This is a genomic window from Paenibacillus sp. FSL R10-2796, assembly GCF_037965315.1.
Taxonomy (GTDB): domain Bacteria; phylum Bacillota; class Bacilli; order Paenibacillales; family Paenibacillaceae; genus Paenibacillus_AQ; species Paenibacillus_AQ odorifer.
In genome coordinates this window covers 5,096,369-5,115,171 of the sequence record NZ_CP150178.1, presented here as the reverse complement: position 1 = coordinate 5,115,171, position 18,803 = coordinate 5,096,369, and the positions used below count along the sequence as shown (strand labels likewise).

14 protein-coding genes are annotated in these 18,803 nt (G+C 42.1%); 11 read left to right on the top strand and 3 right to left on the bottom strand.

Features of this window, described 5'->3' with window-relative positions; translation table 11 throughout:
- Positions 1 to 94: 94 nt before the first annotated feature.
- The 11 genes from pflB to NST58_RS23170 all read left to right on the top strand — a co-directional run bounded on the left by pflB (position 95) and on the right by NST58_RS23170 (position 14,139).
- Entirely contained in the window at positions 95 to 2,356 is a 2,262-nt protein-coding gene (pflB, locus tag NST58_RS23220) for a formate C-acetyltransferase (RefSeq protein ID WP_076218917.1), read from the top strand.
- Positions 2,357 to 2,573: 217 nt separating this feature from the next.
- Entirely contained in the window at positions 2,574 to 3,311 is a 738-nt protein-coding gene (gene pflA / locus NST58_RS23215) for a pyruvate formate-lyase-activating protein (protein ID WP_036682920.1), read from the top strand.
- Positions 3,312 to 3,750: 439 nt separating this feature from the next.
- On the top strand, positions 3,751 to 5,157 hold the full coding sequence (locus tag NST58_RS23210; RefSeq protein ID WP_076129628.1) for an extracellular solute-binding protein: 1,407 nt from the start codon (positions 3,751 to 3,753) through the stop codon (positions 5,155 to 5,157).
- A 128-nt stretch (positions 5,158 to 5,285) separates the two neighbouring features.
- Positions 5,286 to 6,170: a sugar ABC transporter permease gene (locus NST58_RS23205; protein WP_036682917.1), complete on the top strand. Its 885-nt coding sequence runs from the start codon at positions 5,286 to 5,288 to the stop codon at positions 6,168 to 6,170.
- Positions 6,170 to 7,000 (top strand): carbohydrate ABC transporter permease, encoded by an 831-nt coding sequence (locus NST58_RS23200; RefSeq protein ID WP_036682912.1) that lies wholly within the window; start codon positions 6,170 to 6,172, stop codon positions 6,998 to 7,000. The genes NST58_RS23205 and NST58_RS23200 overlap by 1 nt, the downstream gene beginning before the upstream one ends.
- Before the next feature lie 28 nt (positions 7,001 to 7,028).
- Positions 7,029 to 8,882 (top strand): sensor histidine kinase, encoded by a 1,854-nt coding sequence (locus tag NST58_RS23195; RefSeq protein WP_339244319.1) that lies wholly within the window; start codon positions 7,029 to 7,031, stop codon positions 8,880 to 8,882.
- Positions 8,860 to 9,651: a response regulator gene (locus NST58_RS23190; RefSeq protein WP_076278167.1), complete on the top strand. Its 792-nt coding sequence runs from the start codon at positions 8,860 to 8,862 to the stop codon at positions 9,649 to 9,651. The genes NST58_RS23195 and NST58_RS23190 overlap by 23 nt, the downstream gene beginning before the upstream one ends.
- A gap of 402 nt (positions 9,652 to 10,053) precedes the next feature.
- Positions 10,054 to 10,206, top strand: a complete 153-nt coding sequence (locus NST58_RS23185; RefSeq protein ID WP_339244317.1) for a hypothetical protein — start codon at positions 10,054 to 10,056, stop codon at positions 10,204 to 10,206.
- Between the two features lie 284 nt (positions 10,207 to 10,490).
- Positions 10,491 to 11,468, top strand: a complete 978-nt coding sequence (locus NST58_RS23180; protein WP_235219484.1) for an ABC transporter permease subunit — start codon at positions 10,491 to 10,493, stop codon at positions 11,466 to 11,468.
- Between the two features lie 15 nt (positions 11,469 to 11,483).
- Complete coding sequence (locus NST58_RS23175; protein WP_235219483.1) at positions 11,484 to 12,446, top strand: carbohydrate ABC transporter permease; 963 nt, start codon at positions 11,484 to 11,486, stop codon at positions 12,444 to 12,446.
- 94 nt (positions 12,447 to 12,540) lie between these two features.
- On the top strand, positions 12,541 to 14,139 hold the full coding sequence (locus NST58_RS23170) for an ABC transporter substrate-binding protein (RefSeq protein WP_076193080.1): 1,599 nt from the start codon (positions 12,541 to 12,543) through the stop codon (positions 14,137 to 14,139).
- A 74-nt stretch (positions 14,140 to 14,213) separates the two neighbouring features.
- Here the strand turns inward: NST58_RS23170 and NST58_RS23165 are convergent, their stop codons facing one another.
- From NST58_RS23165 to NST58_RS23155, 3 genes are read right to left on the bottom strand one after another with little or no spacing between them, the layout of a single operon-like run.
- Positions 14,214 to 15,497, bottom strand: a complete 1,284-nt coding sequence (locus NST58_RS23165; RefSeq protein WP_339244314.1) for an extracellular solute-binding protein — start codon at positions 15,495 to 15,497, stop codon at positions 14,214 to 14,216.
- A gap of 18 nt (positions 15,498 to 15,515) precedes the next feature.
- Positions 15,516 to 16,760 carry a response regulator gene (locus tag NST58_RS23160; RefSeq protein ID WP_248548413.1) on the bottom strand — a complete coding sequence of 415 codons (1,245 nt, stop codon included), beginning with the start codon at positions 16,758 to 16,760 and terminating at the stop codon, positions 15,516 to 15,518.
- Between the two features lie 12 nt (positions 16,761 to 16,772).
- Positions 16,773 to 18,542, bottom strand: a complete 1,770-nt coding sequence (locus NST58_RS23155; RefSeq protein ID WP_076134511.1) for a sensor histidine kinase — start codon at positions 18,540 to 18,542, stop codon at positions 16,773 to 16,775.
- Between the last annotated feature and the right edge of the window lie 261 nt (positions 18,543 to 18,803).

Below are 18,803 nucleotides of genomic sequence, written 5' to 3'. Positions count from 1 at the left end.
AACCATATTTTTCTTGGGATCACGAGACACGGGATCAACCTTCAAGCCCGCGATCTCTACAAATATAATATAAATATAGATGGAGGGATTTAGCATGTCGGTGATTGAAAAAGATGTACAAGAAGTGAAATCCGGTTGGAGAAGTTTTACAAAAGGTAAATGGTCCAGAAAAGTTGACGTTAACAACTTTATCGCAAGCAACATTAAGCCTTATGAAGGAAACGAAGAATTCCTCGTAGGACCTACTAGTAACACAACTGAACTGTGGAAGATTATTTCCCAATTGAGCAAGGAAGAAAGAGAAAGAGGCGGCGTATGGGATGTTTCTCTAGATACTGTCTCCACAATCACTTCACATGCTCCAGGCTACATTGACAAGGACAAGGAACAAATTGTAGGCGTACAGACTGATGCTCCTTTCAAACGTTCCATCCAGCCATTCGGCGGGATCAAGATGATGGTTGATGCTACGAAGGCTTATGGCTTCGAGCTTCCACAAAACATCGTTGACATGTTTACGAACATTCGCAAAACGCATAACCAAGGCGTATTTGATGCATATACACCAGACATGAGAGCTGTGCGTAAATCCGGCGTAATTACAGGTCTTCCTGATGCTTACGGACGCGGACGCATCATCGGCGACTACCGCCGCATTGCTCTGTACGGTATTGATTTCCTCATTAAAGACAAAAAACAACAACAAACTGAGCTTGAAGTAGATTCCATGACTGAAGATATCATTCGTTTGCGTGAAGAGCTGTCCGAACAAATTCGTGCACTTGGCGAATTGAAAGAAATGGCAGCTGCTCATGGTATGGATATTTCCAGACCAGCGACCAACTTCAAAGAAGCTACTCAATGGGTATACTTCGGATATCTGGCAGCAGTTAAAGAGCAAAATGGTGCGGCGATGTCCCTGGGCCGTGTGTCCTCTTTCCTGGACATCTATGCAGAACGCGATATTGCTGAAGGTACTTTGACTGAAGAACAAGTACAAGAAATCGTCGATCATTTCGTAATGAAACTGCGTATCGTGAAATTCTTGCGTACACCTGACTATAATGATCTGTTCTCCGGCGACCCAACATGGGTAACTGAATCCATCGGTGGTATGGCTGAAGACGGAACAACTCGTGTTACTAAGAACAGCTTCCGTTTCTTGAACACCCTGTACAACTTGGGTCCAGCTCCGGAACCAAACTTAACTGTACTGTGGTCCGAAAAATTGCCTGAAGCCTTCAAAAAATATTGTGCTAAGGTTTCCATCGAAACTAGTGCAATTCAGTATGAAAATGACGATGTAATGCGTCCATACTGGGGTGAAGATTATGCGATTGCTTGCTGCGTATCTCCAATGCGTATCGGTAAACAAATGCAGTTCTTCGGTGCTCGTGCCAACCTGGCAAAAGCATTACTGTATGCTATCAATGGTGGTGTGGATGAAAAATCCGGAGCACAAGTTGGACCGGAATTCCCAGCGATCACTTCTGAATATCTGGATTATGACGAAGTAATGAAACGTTTCAAACCGATGATGGAGTGGTTGGCTAAGACTTATGTTAACACTTTGAACATCATTCACTATATGCATGACAAATATTCTTACGAACGTATCGAAATGGCGCTGCATGACCGTGACATTCTGCGTACGATGGCTTGTGGTATTGCTGGGCTGTCCGTTGCAGCTGACTCACTAAGCGCAATTAAATACGCCAAAGTAAAACCTATTCGTAACGAACAAGGTATTGCGATCGATTTCGAAACCGAAGGCGAATTCCCTTGCTACGGTAACAATGACGATGCTGTTGACAGCATCGCAGTAGAATTGGTTGAAACCTTCATGACTATGATCCGTAAAAACAAAACATATCGTGATTCTGTGCCGACTCAATCGGTACTGACCATTACTTCGAATGTAGTGTACGGTAAGAAGACAGGTACTACACCTGATGGACGTAAGAAAGGTGAACCTTTCGCACCAGGTGCTAACCCAATGCACGGACGTGACAAGAAAGGCGCCTTGGCTTCCCTGAACTCTGTAGCTAAACTGCCTTACTCCGATGCACAAGATGGTATCTCTAATACGTTCTCCATCGTACCTAAGGCACTTGGTAAAGACGAGGATTCCCGTAAGTCTAACCTGGTACACATGATGGATGGATACTTCCATAACAACGCTCAGCATTTGAATGTTAACGTATTTAACCGTGAACAGCTGATGGACGCTATGGAGCACCCAGAGAACTATCCACAATTGACTATCCGTGTATCCGGTTATGCAGTTAACTTCATCAAGCTGACTCGTGAACAACAAATGGATGTAATCAACCGTACATTCCACGGTTCGATGTAATTTGTTCCTGTCATGAAGATCTTTGAATTAGTACTACTATTGAAATAATTGCAAGGAAGATACCGCCCTTGTCTCAAGGGCGGTAATATCTTGTTTGAGAATTGTTAAAATTTTAAATTTTATTGCCGCGATATAGGGATATGACAGTCTCAAGGACAGGGATCTTCATCGTTGAAAAAGGGACTGTTAGTCTGGCGTGGCGAAAGGATGACATCCTATGATTAAAGGTCGCATACATTCTTTGGAAACCTTTGGAACCGTTGATGGACCTGGTATTCGATTTGTCTTATTTATGCAAGGCTGCTTGCTGAAATGTCAGTATTGCCATAACCCTGATACCTGGGCTTTAGATGAAGGTAAAGAAATGACTCTAGAAGAAGTGCTTTCGGAAATCGAGCCATATATAAACTACTATCGTTCATCCGGTGGCGGGTTAACTGTATCCGGTGGAGAACCAACCTTGCAGGCGCAATTTGTAAAGCAGTTATTTACGGAAGTGAAGAAGCGTTGGAATTTGCACACCACATTAGACAGTAATGGTTACAACGAAGGTGACAAGATTAATGACTTATTGGATGTAACAGATTTGGTTATGCTTGATCTGAAGCATATTGATGAAGAAGCGCATATCAAATTAACCGGTAAATCCAATGATCGAACTTTGAAGCTTGCACGCTGGCTCTCAGACCATAATCGTAAGATGTGGATCCGACATGTATATGTTCCTGGTATTCATGATCGTGAAGAGGATCTCATTAACTTAGGTCGTTATATTGGAACCTTAAATGGCGTCGAGAAATTCGAAATCTTACCTTATCATCAGATGGGTATCTATAAATGGGAAATGCTCGGCAAAGCTTATGAACTGGATGGAGTACCTTCTCCAACAGAAGAAGAAGTGCAACGGGCATATCGCTTGGTCGAAGAAGGTCGTAAGCAAACGGCATTGGTATAATAGAAATCTATTTTTAAGAGAGACCGTACCCTCAGTGGTTGATCATCACTGAAGGTGCGGTTTTTTGTTATGAGGAAGTAAAAAGGGAGGGGTTAAAGCTCCTCTGAGGGGGAATTTTATATTATTCCTAATAAAGACATGCTATAGTTACACGTGGTTTATGGGGTAGATAATAAATGAATATGTCAGGTAATATGACTAATTTTATATTTTAATTAAATGTTTTTAAAGAGAAACAAACTTTTGTGATGAGAAAAACAAATGAATAAAGCGATTTAACATTTTAATGTTATAAAATATAACTTATCATGTAGTTGATTCCGCTTACATTAGAGATTTTTATCCCTATAGTGGATGAATCTTAACCTTACGATAATGAAGTCTGTTTTCTATAATAAGAAGTGTAAAGCACATCAATATATAGGGAGGGTCACAAGAAATGAAAAAAAGTATGACTTTGCTATTGTCCCTGATTTTCGTATCATCAGCTTTACTGACTGGTTGCGGAGGCAACAACAATGCGTCTTCTAACAAAGGAGATGGAAACGCTACCGCGACTAACTCAGCCGCTACAAATGCTCCAGCAACAGAAGAACCGGTAAATAACGAGCCATTTGAAATGACGATTCGTCACACTCAAATCGGTGCAGACAAGCAGAAACGTCTGGCTATTCTCGAAGAAGTAGTTAACAAAGTACAAGAGGATGTACCGGGTCTGACCTTTAAACTCGATGGGGTAGATTCAGATGTAAACCGTAAAGAAAAATTGCGTGGTGAAATGGCTGCGGGTAATCCACCGGAAATCTTCGATCTGTTCGGTAGCCCTGACTCCAAGATCTATGCTAAAGAAGGTAAATTACTTGACCTGACTCCAATCCTTGAGGAACTTGGAATTAAGGATAAATTCTCAAATCTTGATCCTTTCACTTATGAAGGAAAAATCTATGGATTGCCAATCGGTGGTTCTGGTGAAGGTTTCTTCTATAACAAAGAATACTATACAAGCAAGGGCTGGAAGGCTCCAACAACATTTGCTGAATTGGAACAACAATTGGCTGATATCAAGGCTGATGGAAAAGTACCTTTGGCTGGTGCATCCAAAGCTGGTTGGGTACCACTTATGTTAGCTAACCACCTGTGGTCACGTTATGCGGGTCCGGATGTAACTGCTAAATTTGCAACAGGCGAAGCTAAATGGTCTGATCCAAATGTAGTAAAAGGATTTGCGAAATACAAAGAATGGGTTGATAAAGGCTACTTCAAAAAAGGCGAACTTGGCTTTGAATATGCTGAATACACAACACAATTCACTAGTGGTGAAGCGATCCTGCTGTATGATGGTACTTGGAAATCTTCCGTATTTAAAACGGGCCAATCTGGCGAAGGTTTGATCGGTAAAGTTGGATTCTTCAACATCCCAGCAGTTGAAGGCGGAGCGGGTGACCAAACTGCATTGATGCGCGATGTGAACAATGGTTATGGTTTCTCTGCATCTGCTGAGAAAGATCCACGTCAATTGGCTGCTGTGAAATCTTTTATTAAAAACTTATTTAATGAAGAAATGCAATTGCGCGGACTTGTTGAAGATGGTGTATTGCCAGCAATGAAGATTGACCAAAACGTATTGAATGAGAATATTACTGATGATCTGATGAGCGAAATCGTAGGTGTACTTAACAACTCACAATCTTCGTTCCCAGCATTTGACTCTCTTGTTCAAGCTGATGTAACTACAGAAATCAGTAACATTCAAATTCAAAAACTGATTGGCGATCAGACGACTCCTGAGAAAATGGGCGAAGCTTTGCAAAAGGTACAAGAAGAAGCAAACGCAGCAGTTGAATAAATAGCTGCAAACTGAATGTACCCTGGTGCTAAATCCAGGGTACATTTTTAAAATCAAAGAAAATATGTGTTTGCACTTGATCTGAAGCATTCACTATTCGCCAGATGTCAAAGCAACCGGAGGTAGTCATGAATAAAGCATTAAGAAATCCAGTGGTATTTTTCCTATTCGTTCTTCCAGCATTGATATTGTTCACGATGTTTTTCATTTACCCCATTTTTAGTTCTATTTATTACAGCTTTACTAGTTGGAACGGTGTATCGGAGACGGTTAAATCAGCCGGGTTAAGTAATTATGAGAAAGCACTAGGAGATGAACGATTCTGGATATCCGTTAAAAACAACGGTTGGTTTATTCTTTTCTCCGTATGTATACAGGTACCGTTGATCGTATTCTTCTCGTTATTGATTTCTAATGTGAAGAAGTTAAAGGGCTTATATAAGACAGCAGTCTTTATGCCTTCCATTATGTCTACAGCGGTTATCGGTATTCTCTGGGGGTTTATCTATGAGCCCAACATTGGACTTTTTAATAAGCTCCTTAGTCTAGTAGGAATTAATCCTATTTACTGGCTGTCAGATGAAAGATTTGCAATGCTTTCTATTTTGTTGACGAATGCTTGGCAGTGGACTGGATTTTATATCGTTATGGTCCTAGCGGCGATTCTAGCTATTCCTGGTGAATTGGATGAAGCTGCAGCCATTGACGGCGCAACTGGATTTCAACGCGCTACTCGTATCACGCTCCCACTAATCGTACCGATCATCTCGGTTGTAATTATGCTATCCATTGCTGGAGCAATGAAAGCTGCGGATATCGTCATCGTTATGACTAAGGGGGGACCTGCAGGTTCAACCGATGTAATGGCAACATACATGATTAAATATGCGATCACGAACTTTAAGTATGGATACGGAAATGCCATCGCTGTCCTGATCTTTGCATTTACACTGGTGGTTACAGTCCTTTATCAGCTGCTGATTGCACGTCGTACAGAAAGGATTGAATACTGATGCCACGCGCCCTGAAAAAGAGTCTGCCACATATTGCCCTTTTATTCTATTTGTTAGTGATCCTGTTTCCTTTCCTATTCGTATTATTCTCATCTGTGAAAAAGGATAATAATGAGATTGCGCTTAATCCTTTTGGCATCCCAAAGGAATTCGTCTTCAATAACTACGTGGAGGCTTGGGTAAATGCCAAGATTAGTACTTACTTTTTCAACAGTTTGTACATTTCGATCCTTGCCTCTGTAGTGTCCATTCTGCTTGCGTCTATGTTTGCTTTTGCGGTTACGCGGATGCGTCAGGGGAAATGGAATACTATTTTGTTCTCACTGGTTTTAGTAGGAATGCTCATCCCGAATAATGCTTTAATGCTGCCGATTTATACGATTGTACGTAAGTTAGGAATACTGAACACCCACTGGGCGTTGATCATTCCTTATATCGCCAATGCGATTCCATTTACCATCATTATTTTAGCAGCATTTATGCGAAATTTACCTAGAGAAATAGAAGAAGCTGCGGTCATGGATGGCTTGAAGGCACCGGGTATCTTTGCTAGAATTATTGTACCTCTAACGGTTCCGGCTATGGTTACGGTATTCATTGTTAATTTCCTGGGAAATTGGAACGAGTTCTTGCTAGCTAACTACTTCCTGTCGAATGACGAGCTGCGAACGCTTCCAGTAGGTATGGTCCAATTCCGTGATCAATACCAGATGAACTATGCACAAATGTCAGCCGGTATCGTCTTCAGCGTACTGCCGGTAATTATCATTTATGCAATTCTTCAGGAGAAGATTATTGAAGGTGTAACAGCGGGCGGCGTAAAAGGATAACTTTATTCTCAGTCAGGAGCACTAGCCGATGAATTTGCGCTATAAATTATTTACGGCATTTTTGGGCCTGATTATCATTCCTTTATTTATTCTAGGCATGCTTATGTTTTTTGTGACTTATAATTCTATTGAGAAAAAGTACAGCCAGCAGTCGGAATACTCACTTAAAGCGATTAGTTACAGTATTTCTAATGTATTAAAAGATATGGATAACGTTACAGACAACGGAATTGCTACCTCGGTGTTTCATATGGCCCTTAGTGCAGATGATCCTAACAACCAGGATTTGACTGATGCTGAGCAACTGAATCTGAATGCGAGCCAGCGCAATTTCCGTAGTCTGTTGTTTAATCATCCATCGATCAGTTATGCATTTTTGTACAATTTTAACGGTAGAGGTAACTCTGAAATCGTGTCGCTTTTTAACAAGGAAAATTTCCGAACGCTACCCTATGATACATTCAAAAAAAGTGATCTGTACCAGGAAGTTATGGACTTAAATGGTGTGCCGAAATGGCTGGCTCCTCACGAGTATCCCGAGCTTACGGGTACTGAACCTGTGTTTACACAAATTCGGCTAGTGAAGGAATTGAGCTTCTTTCAGAACATAGGTATCCTAGTTGTGCAGATCAAGAATTGGGAGTTCGAATCCATATTTCGCAATTTAAAAATTGGGGATAGCAATCAGGATGTTTCCTTTATGCTTGTAAATGATGATGGAATGATTCTTTTTGACCCAGATCAAAAGCTGGATGGACAGGACTTCCAGTCTTTCGCGGATAAAGAGATTACCTTTAAAAAAGGGTTTCAGAGTTTCAAAACAGAGTACAACGGGGAGAAAAGCATTCTTTCCATGTATCATTTGAAGGACTATCCATGGAGTCTGGTATCTGTGACTTCTTGGGATACGTTGTCTCATGAAGTTACAGTATTTGCTCGCTGGTTCGTCGCTGTGATTTTCCTTTGCTTATTGGCAGCTGTGATCTTCAATTTATTTTTTATGAACCGGATTACCGGCGGCATCGCTGTCATTGTTCGTTTTATGCGCCGGGTTGAAGACGGAGATCTGACCACTAGGGTAGAAGTTAAAGGGAATGATGAGCTAACGCTGCTTGCTAAGGGTTTTAATGACCTTATGGATAAAATCAATGGGTTGTTTAACAGAATTCATGTGGAGCAGCGTCGCAAGAATCAAGCTGAGATGCGTGTTCTGCAGGCACAGATTAAACCACATTTTTTATTCAATACATTAGAATCAATCAATGTTCTCGCTATACAGAATGAAGGCAAAAAAGTTAGTGAGATGGTCTACAGGCTGGCTAGTATTTTGCGAATCAGCATTCAGGATCGGGAAGAGATTACACTGGATGAAGAAGTTAAACATTTACGCAATTATTTGGATATACAAAAATTCCGCTTTGAAGATTTGTTCGAATACGAGATCGATATTCCGAATGAATTGATGAGTTGCGGTATCCTTAAACTCACTTTACAACCGCTTGTAGAGAACAGCATTCAACATGGATTTGAGGGCATTGATTACAAAGGTTATGTTTCTGTGAAAGTTTGGGAGAAGCAGGGGGATTTGATTTTACGTATTGAAGATAATGGTATTGGTATTACACCTTCTCAGTTGGCTATTTTTCAATATATTGTGAATGATCCTGTGGAGCAAGAAGTTAAGGCTGAACGGGATAACCGGATGAATCTTGAACGCAGAGGTCTTGGTATTCGCAGTGTAGCAGATCGCATCCGCATTGAATACGGTGACAGGTACGGAATATTTATCTGTTCTAGTCCAGGTCATGGTACTATTATCCAATGTGTCATACCTAAATACGAGCAGGGGGAAGATCATTATGCTAAAAGTATTATTGGTTGATGACGAAGCCCCAATTCTGAATAATCTGAACAGGGTGTTGCCTTGGCAGGAGATGGGGATGGAGGTTGTCGGTATGGCGCGAAGCGGAATGGATGCTTTGCGTATTGCCGAGGAGAAACAGCCTGATCTTGTGTTATGTGACATCCGTATGCCAGTGATGGATGGGTTAACTTTTATCGGTAAGTTGCGGGAGATGGGATTGGATAGCGAGGTGCTGCTTCTTACCGGGTATCAGGAGTTTGATTATGCGCGGGAAGCGATTCGGCTAGGTGTTAAAGAGTATATTTGTAAGCCGATACATTATGAAGAGCTTGGCAATAAGGTACGGGAGATTGGGGCTAAAATCCGTAGTAAGCAGTTTAAGAATAAACTGTATAATAGCATTCCGATTTTTCAGGAAATCCCTGAAGGTGATGATGATTCTGGCAAAAAAACACCGGATCAGCTGATGAACCAAGCAGCTAAGTACATCACAGAACATCTCCATTCAGATATTGGGATTGAGGAAGTGGCGAATAAGATCGGGATTAGTGGCAGTTATTTCTGTCTCTTGTTTAAGAATCGTTTTGCTATGACTTTCGTGGAATACGTGACCCTACAACGAATTGAAGCTGCGAAGTTTATGCTAACTAACAGCGATAAGAGTATTACGATGATTGGCTCGGGAGTTGGCTATCAGGAGCGGCGTTATTTTACCAAGGTATTTCAGAAGCAGACAGGAATGTCGCCTAAGGAGTATCGCGACCGATGCCGGACCGAAGTGCAGTGAGGTTAGCTGCTGAGTGGTGAGGTTAGCGTCGCTACAAGGAATGTTTGTTGCTGAGTGGTGAGGTTAGCGTCGCTCCAAGGAATGTTTGGACTTCCGGTCGCTGTTATCCTCAGATTTCTTGATTAGATACCGCTATTAGCGGTTGAAATCCGAGGATAAAGGCGAACGCTACGCTCCTACAGTTCCAAACATCCTTTCCGTTCCTTCTCCCTCACCCCTCTTCGTAGTATAGGGGCCGTCCCACACCTACGGATGTGGGCCTCTCTGGGATCACTAGGACTGATTGCCTAGTTAATCTAAGGCAGAAATTATCAACCAGCCCTTGGCTGTGATGAAGAGAAAAGATTATCAACCAGCCTTTGGCTGTGATAAAGTACGAAGATTATCAACCAGCCCTTGGCTGTGATGAAGAGAAAAGATTATCAACCAGCCCTTGGCTGTGATGAAGAGAAAAAGATTATCAACCAGCCCTTAGCTGTGATGAAGAGAAAAGATTATCAACCAGCCCTTGGCTGTGATGAAGAGAAAAGATTATCAATCAGCCCTTGGCTGTGATGAAGAGAAAAGATTATCAACCAGCCTTTGGCTGTGATAAATGCGATTAAGGTACATAAGCTATGATTAATTAAATTTTTTACCTCTATTAGAGGCTGAAGAGATGGTTTTCCTCGATTTTCGAGGATAATCGTCTCTTTTTTTATAGAAATATAATATGTTCCCTATACTCCCATAAATTATCATATGTTTTAATTAGAGTGTAAGGAGGATACACAAAACGTTAGGCAAGCAAGAGTAATTGGGGCTTAAGAATGGGATGATGGAGAATGGGGGAACCAAAAATGAGTGTGACGAATCCTTCCGTCAGCTTGTCAGAAGTAAAGAAACCAGGCAGGGGAAGAACGCCGAATTTTCTTAGAGTAATGAAGAAATATTGGGTGTTCTATTTGATGATGTTACCTGCGATAGTGATTCTAATCATCAATAACTACATACCGATGTTAGGAACGGTAATTGCATTTAAGGATATCAATTACCAAAAAGGGATTCTAGGTAGTGATTGGGTCGGGTTAGCGAACTTCAAATATTTAATCTCGACGGAGACGGCCTGGATCATTACGAGGAATACGTTATTGTATAATACAGCGTTTATTATACTGACGCTATTTTTTTCGCTGGCTTTCGCAATTATGTTTAACGAAATGCGCAGCAGATGGCTATCGAAATTCCATCAAAGCGCTATGTTTCTCCCTTATTTTCTCTCTTGGGTCGTCGTAAGTTACTTAGTATACGGCTTTCTGAGTGCAGAGCATGGGTTCATGAACAAGACATTACTCCCGTTCTTTGGGGTGGATCCTATCGAATGGTATTCACAGTCCAAATATTGGCCTGGGATTCTAGTAATCGTGAAGATATGGAAAGAGATTGGGTATACAACGGTTATTTATATGGCCGCTATTATTGGAATAGATAATGAATATTATGAGGCTGCACTAATTGATGGAGCTTCTAAATGGAAGCAGATTCGAAAAATTACACTGCCGCTAATCAGCCCAGTTATTATAGTAATGACGCTGCTGCAGATAGGCAGGATTTTTAACGCAGACTTCGGATTATTCTTTCAGGTTACGAGAAATGCAGGAGCGTTATACTCGACGACGCAGGTTATCGACACATATGTATATCAAACCTTCCTCGCAATCGGTGATATAGGAATGTCTTCAGCCGCGGGTCTCGTTCAATCTGTTGTAGGATTTCTATTGATTTTCTTAGCGAATCTAGCAGTGCGGCGAATCAGTAAAGATGATGCTTTATTCTAAAGGGAGGTGGGAGTGTTGAGCCAGACAGAAACAGCAATAGGGTCGTCACGGCGTACAGGAAAGCGCACAAAACGGCAAAGACAACCCAATGAAATATCTAATATATCTAATTTGCTAATTAATATATTCTTTTGGATATACACAGCGATTTGTGTGGTGCCGCTGATCCTCGTAGTTATTGTATCGTTTTCGGACGAGAATTCCGTTATCCAGAACGGCTACAGCTTTTTTCCTAACAAGTGGGATATTTCTTCTTATGAATTTCTGTTAAAAGATTATTGGCAAATTATCGATGCAGCTTCCGTTTCGTTATTTGTGACTGTGGTGGGCACGATTCTGAGTCTTATCATTATGGCTATGTACGCTTACCCTATCTCACGTGGAGATTTTCCACATCGTAATTTCTTCTCATTTTTTATGTTTTTTACAATGTTGTTTAATGGGGGCCTTGTGCCTTGGTATCTGGTCTACACGCGAATGATGCATATGAAGGATACGTTATGGATTCTAATTATGCCGCTGCTGGTTTCTGCTTTCTTTGTTATCATCTTACGGACCTTTTTTGCCAATACCATACCGCCAGCTTTAATCGAATCTGCTAAGATCGATGGGGCACCAGAATTCCGGATCTTCGTTCAAATTATTTTGCCTTTGTCTATGCCAGTGTTAGCTACAGTAGGTTTGTTTCAGACCCTGGCCTATTGGAATGATTGGTACCTTAGTTTGATCTTTATCTCACCCGAAGGTCATGTCAATTTACAATACCTAATGTATAAGACGATGCTGAATGTTCAATTCCTGACAGCAAGTCCTCAGGCGATGGCTGCCTTGGCTGCACAGGGTGTAGAAATCAATATTCCAACAGAAACGGTAAGAATGGCGATGGCTGTTATTGGTATCGGACCTATCGTGTTTGTATATTCCTTCTTCCAGAAGTATTTTATTAAAGGGCTTACCGTGGGTGCTGTCAAAGGTTAAGGACGATTGTAATGGCTTAATTCGGCCGCTTTATGCTAAGGTGTGAACGGCCGATTCAGCATATATAAATATTTTGAGGGAGGTTATGGTGTATATGAAAGCTGTTAGAAAAAGCGCACTAATGACACTATTGCTAACGATGGTACTGAGTCTTAGTTTAGCAGGCTGCGGTGGGAATAACGGGAATAATGAAGCAGCTTCACCTGCTCCAAGCGAAAATGCAACCGCTACCAATGCTGCTGCTACGGATGAGCCAGCCGCGGATCCTACTGCCGAACCGGCAAAAGAATTGGAGCCTTATACCGTCAAGTTAATTTATGTCGGTGCCGTGCAAAAGGATGAAAAAGCTGTAGAAGATGAAATCAATAAGTTATTGGAACCTAAAATCAACGCCAAATTGGATATCGCACCGATCGATTGGGGTCCATGGGACAATGATGTCAATCTGAAAATTGCGAGTCAGGAAAAATTCGATATCATCTTTACAGCTCAATGGAAGAACTACGTAACGAATGCAGCTAAAGGCGCTTATCTCCCGATTAATGACGATAGCGGCAAATATGGTAATCTCCTAAATGAATACGGCCAAGGAATTCTAAAAAATCTGGATCCACAATTCTTAAAAGGTTCAGCGATCAATGGTGTGAATTATGCTGTTCCTACAAACAAGGAGCTGGCTGCACAAGGTGGGGTTGTCTATCGCTCCGATATTGCGGATGAACTGGGCATCGATATGTCAAATGTGAAATCCATCCAAGATCTGGATGCAGTTCTCAAAGTAGTGAAGGAGAAAAGACCTGACCTGACTCCATTGTATTTCAAACAAGGTGAGACCTTTAACTCACAGTACATGGCACAATACGATACCCTTGGTGATGCTGCCATTCCTGGTGTTCTGCTTAAAGATTCCTCAGATACTAAGATTCAATCGATGATTGAGATGGATCGTTATAAAGAAATCATTAAACTTACTCGTGAGTATATGAAAAAAGGTTACATTAACAAAGACGCAGCTGTTGCTACGAATTCGACTCAGGATGCAATGAAGGCGGGCAATGTCTTTATGACAGTGCAATCGCTTAAACCAGGTAAAGATAGTGAGCTGGCTAACGCTACCGGCTTGGTTGGCAAGCTGAAACAAATTGCATTCAATGATCCAACGATTTCTACAAGTGATGCGGCTGGATCGATGCTTGCGATCTCTGCTTCCTCTGGTGATCCGGCCCGGGCTATGATGGTGCTAGATATTCTGCACACAGATAAAGATATCAACAATCTGCTTGTTTTCGGTATAAAAGGTGTGCACTATGAAGTCGTAAGTGGTGATACGATCAAAGCTACAGATAAAACAGCTGATTATAATACGGCTGCAGCTTGGATGCTTGGAAGTCAATTCCTGAACCCCGTGTGGGAAAGTGAAGCTCCAGACAAATGGGAACAATTCAAAGCCTTTAACTCTAAAGGTAAAGCCTCTGTAGCGCTTGGTTTCAACTTCGATGCCTCCTCAATGAAGACTGAAATGGCTGCTTGTAAAGCTGTAATGGATGAATACGACATCAGCTTGGATACGGGTTCTGTTGATCCTGATACCGTACTGACTAAGTATGCTGATAAGCTGAAAAAGGCAGGGCTCGATAAGATTATTGCAGAGAAACAAAAACAGCTGGATGCTTTCCTGGCTGCGCAAAAATAAAGCGAAAATGAATTTAAAAAAGGCTCTCCCCGGCAGGCTAATTTAGCCGGGGAGAGCCTTTTTTATGATAGTATTTAGCGGAAGGAGCTGTCTATTCGCTTTGCGGCTTGAACAGCAAGGGTCCAAGCCAGTTCAGGAGTTAGCTCGCCTTTTTCAGCTTTGGTCAAGTATTCGAGCATGCTTGTCTCCACGTCAGCGTGATGAGGGCCGTAGTAGGTCGGAATTACTGCTTTTGCTGCTGACGAAAGGGTCAGACCAAGCTCTGAATTAGGAAAATAGGGATCGTGCAGATCGTGGATCTCTGGGTCATCATAGATTTCGGGGGTGGAAGGGAAAGCCCCTTGTACCTTGAAAGAAACCAATTGCTGCGCTGGTTCGGTCAGCCATTTAATAAGAGCAAAGGATTCATCAGGATGATTACCTGTCTTTGGTAAGGTCAGAACGGAGCCTCCGCGATTAGCACTGTTTTCTGGGATTTGTGTTACATTCCATAAACCGCTGGCAGTTGGAGCACTGCTCTTGATATGACCAATCATCCAAGCCGGACAGAGCATGACTGCAAAATCTCCGTTGAGCAGGCCTGCACCCCAGCGTTGGGTATCCACTGCAATACTGGCGGACAGATTTAGCTTAAGGGCTTGAATTGAGAAGTCCCAGGCTCGTTTGACCGCTGGATTATTGTCGAGGATCAATTCTTGTGTTGTGGGACTGTAATATTGAAGCTTGGACTGACGTAGAAGGGTGAGATAGAGGTTCTCCAAGTCATTTACAAAAGCTTTTCCTGTTCTCTCCTGTACTTTGGTGCCCGCTTCAAGGAATTGATCCCAAGTTTGGATTTCTTTAGCCACTTCCTCTGGTTTAGTAGGGAGGCCTGATAATGCGAATATATCCGTTCGATATAACATGGCATAGGGTCCAATTTCCGTTGGTAATCCGAAAATAAAATCATTACCCAGCACCTCCTGCCACTTCCAATTCAGAAATTGGTCCTTCAGATTGTCAGCTTCAAAGGTTCTTAGATTATAAAAATAATCAGGAAATTGTTTGAAGCGATCCAAATAGCTAATATCAATGGCAGCCACATCCGGCGAACTATATCCAGCTGCGAATGAGGTCTGTAGCTTGGCTGGAAGCTGCGTGGAGGTGGAGGTCTGAATATGAATCTCTAGCTCGGGATGCTGGGATTGATACTGGTCAATGAGCGACTCAAGACCTGATCCAGCAGTGAGCCAGATGTTCAGCTGTATCGGGTCTTGTAAAGCGGTATCTTCCTTGGAAGGGGAGAGCTGACAACCACTTGTATTAAGTAACAAGCCAAATGTTAATAGGATAGTAACCAACTTACCATTTACATTCAAGAGAAACACACCTCTGCTTTATTTGTTGTGCTTCTGAAATTCCTGAGGAGTCATCCCCATGTATTTCTTGAAAATGAGGCTGAAATACGCAGGATCCTTAAAGCCTACTAATTCGCTAACCTCATATACCTTGAGAGTAACATTCTCTAATAATTCAGTAGCTTTTTGAATACGAAGTTTGGTAAGAAAGCTAGAGAAAGGTTCCCCTACATCATCTTTAAACAATCGGCCGAGATACGTAGGATTCATATACAGTTCGTCTGCGATCATTTTGAGGGAGAGATTTTCTTGGAGCCGGGAATTCATAACCTCAATCATCATAGAGATTACCCTGCGCGTTGCCTTTACTTGTAGTTGTTCAGCGAGCTGTGGAGAAGCCGAATGTATGGAGAGGTCTCTGAAAAAGATAACGGATGGCGTACTCTCTTTTTTGACCTGCTGACAAGCCTCCAGACTCTCATGATAGGCGGTTGCGAGCGCCCCCAATTGATAGTGAGGGTTGGAGACCCCTGCACAAAATGGCGATTTCAGAATGCCCGACAGCTTATGCAGCAGCTCTTGTGTCAATACCTCATCAACGCCGTTAGGCTGCTCAAGAGGATAGAATAATAGCATGATGGCTTCCTGCTCCTCTTGAATGCCAACAACATTGGCGTACAGCGCAAAACATTCTTCTAATATATTAACGACCGCTGCATACATGGCTTGTTCCGACCAGTTCTGTGGCATGCCCACTCCAAGATGGTTTACGGTTACGACTACAAAGGAATGAAAAGGAGGAATGAGTTGTTCTTCAAAATAGGGTAAAGGAATGCCGTAAAGAAGATCAGATAAGCGTTTCTCCCGAAGGTTTTTTTCTCTCAGCTGCGTTAATTGCCTCTGCTGTTTCTTCAATTGAAGACGTTCATATACGCCTGTTGCGACTTCAAGAATATGTTCTACTGAATTTGGTTTAACCAAATATTCCTTTACACCATAACGGATGGCTTGACTGGCATAGGTGAAGTCCTGATAACCTGTGAGCAGCACGGTTTCAGTGTCTGGATAACATTCATGGATATGCTTTGCGAGTTCCAGCCCATCCATGCCGGGCATTCGGATATCGGATATCACCAGATCAACCATATGCTCTTTTAACAATTGCACAGCCTCCAAACCGTTCTCTGCCGAGCCAATAATGCTAAAATTGTGATTCGCACTTCCCAGCATTTCTGACAGAGAACGGCGAACAAAACTTTCGTCGTCCACGATTAACACATTCATCGTTGTGCCCCCTTAACTTTGATCATACTGTAATGGAACAGTGACCTTCACAAATAAGCCACCAAGCTCGCTTGTTGATAGCTGTAGACCAAATTCCTGTCCGTAGATCAGCTCTATGCGATGATTTAGATTGGATAGTCCAATTCCGGTATGAAGCAGCTTCTCCGGATTAACCTCACCGCCGACTAATGCGTCTGCCATACTTTCCTCACTCATGCCGTCCCCGTTGTCTTCTACAGTTAACACCAGAGATGTTCCTTCACTATAGGCGCGTATGCGAATTAGCCATACTTCCCGAAGTGTGGGTTCAAGTCCATGAGTAATGGCATTTTCGACAAGTGGCTGAAGGGTTAATTTCATAAGCTGGCCATTCATAACCTCAGGATTTACAAAAAGATCAATCTGCAATTTGTCCTCGTAGCGCAGCTTCTGGAGAAAAATGAACCGTTCTAATTGCTTTAAATCCTCCTCAACTGTAACGAATTCGGATCCGCGGTCAATACTATAGCGGAGCAGATCACTTAGAGCGAGTACCATTTGGGACTCTTCCTGCATGCGTTTGTTGGCGAGCGACCAATAGATTGTATTCAAAGTGTTATAAAGAAAATGCGGGCGGAATTGCGCTTTGAGTGCTACGATCTGAGCTTGCTTTTCACTAATTTGTTTGCTGGATAGGTCAGCTATAGTATGATCCAGGTTTTGGAGCATCGAATTATAGCTTGAATAAAGGATAGCCATTTCTTTGTTCATGGTTGTTTTTACAAAAGGTAAAGTAGTTCCCCGTTCGACATTGCTCAGCTTGGTTGCCAGATTACGAAGGGGCTTGGATAGGGTCCAAGAGAAAAAGAAAGTGAATAGTAGGGCAGCACCCATCCCCAGCAGGCCAATTAAAATAATATTCCGGCGAATCGTATTTAAATCTTTAACAGCGTCTTTAGAATCAATGTAAGCAAAAACGCTCCACTCGCTATAGTCGGAATAGGCATAGGATACGAACAGATTGCGTGAGTTTATTTTTTGTGGAACGATTCTGGCTTTATGATTGCTGAATTGTTTTAGAAGCCCGTCGTTCATATAGAGTCCAATTTCTTTTGGATCTGTGGAATAGACAATGGTATTAAATGAATCAACAACTTGGATTTTCTCGTTTTTGCCGAGGTGAAATTGGCTGACAGCGTTATGGATAACCTCGACAGGGAGGACAAGAAACAGGGTTCCTAACCGGTTTAGATCATTCCAATCATTAATTTGTCTGGCTCCCATCACCACAGGGATATTACCGTTCTGCCATACATCTACACCGAACCAGACCATTCGGCCTTTATTCTGTGCTATAGCCGGGAACCAATAAGCATCGCGGATTTCCTTTTCACTGTCCCAGATGACCTTTAAGGAACTGCTGTTGGTATACACCTGATCATCGGACAGACCGAGCAGCTTGAACTGGATGTCAGAGTTTATGGAACGTGTCTGTTGATCTATGTAACGAGTAATTTCCATGGCGTCTGTACGAGGTGAACGTGACAACGCTAAGTCTCCCAAGGTTTCTTGAATCAAGGGACTGAACATGATCGTAGAAGAAAGCTTATCGTTATCCTGAAGAATTGCGTCCATTTTACCTTGAAGTTGCTTGACGGATTCCAGGATATATTGGTTGGAGCGGTTTAGAACAGCTTGAGAGGAAGAGCGGTAGGACAAAAAAATGGTGAATCCTACGATGGTGAAGATGATTAGAGAGAAGCCCATGATTAATTGAACGAGGATGGAGATTTTTTTGGACATGTTATCCCTCGCATGTAAAAGATATTCTTCCATACATTGTAACAAAAGCAAATGAAAGCGAATATAGTCAGACGAAAAATAAACATATTTATAGAAAAAATCTCATTTTTTTCAGGGGAAACAGCGTGGTTGTCCAACATTATTTAATACAGCGTTAATCTTTCTTTACTTAATAATGAAACTTTTTATGGTGGTATGCGTCTAATACTATGTTTGTTATGACGATCGTGGCAAAAGCTTTTTGCCGCCCTACCGTGGGTG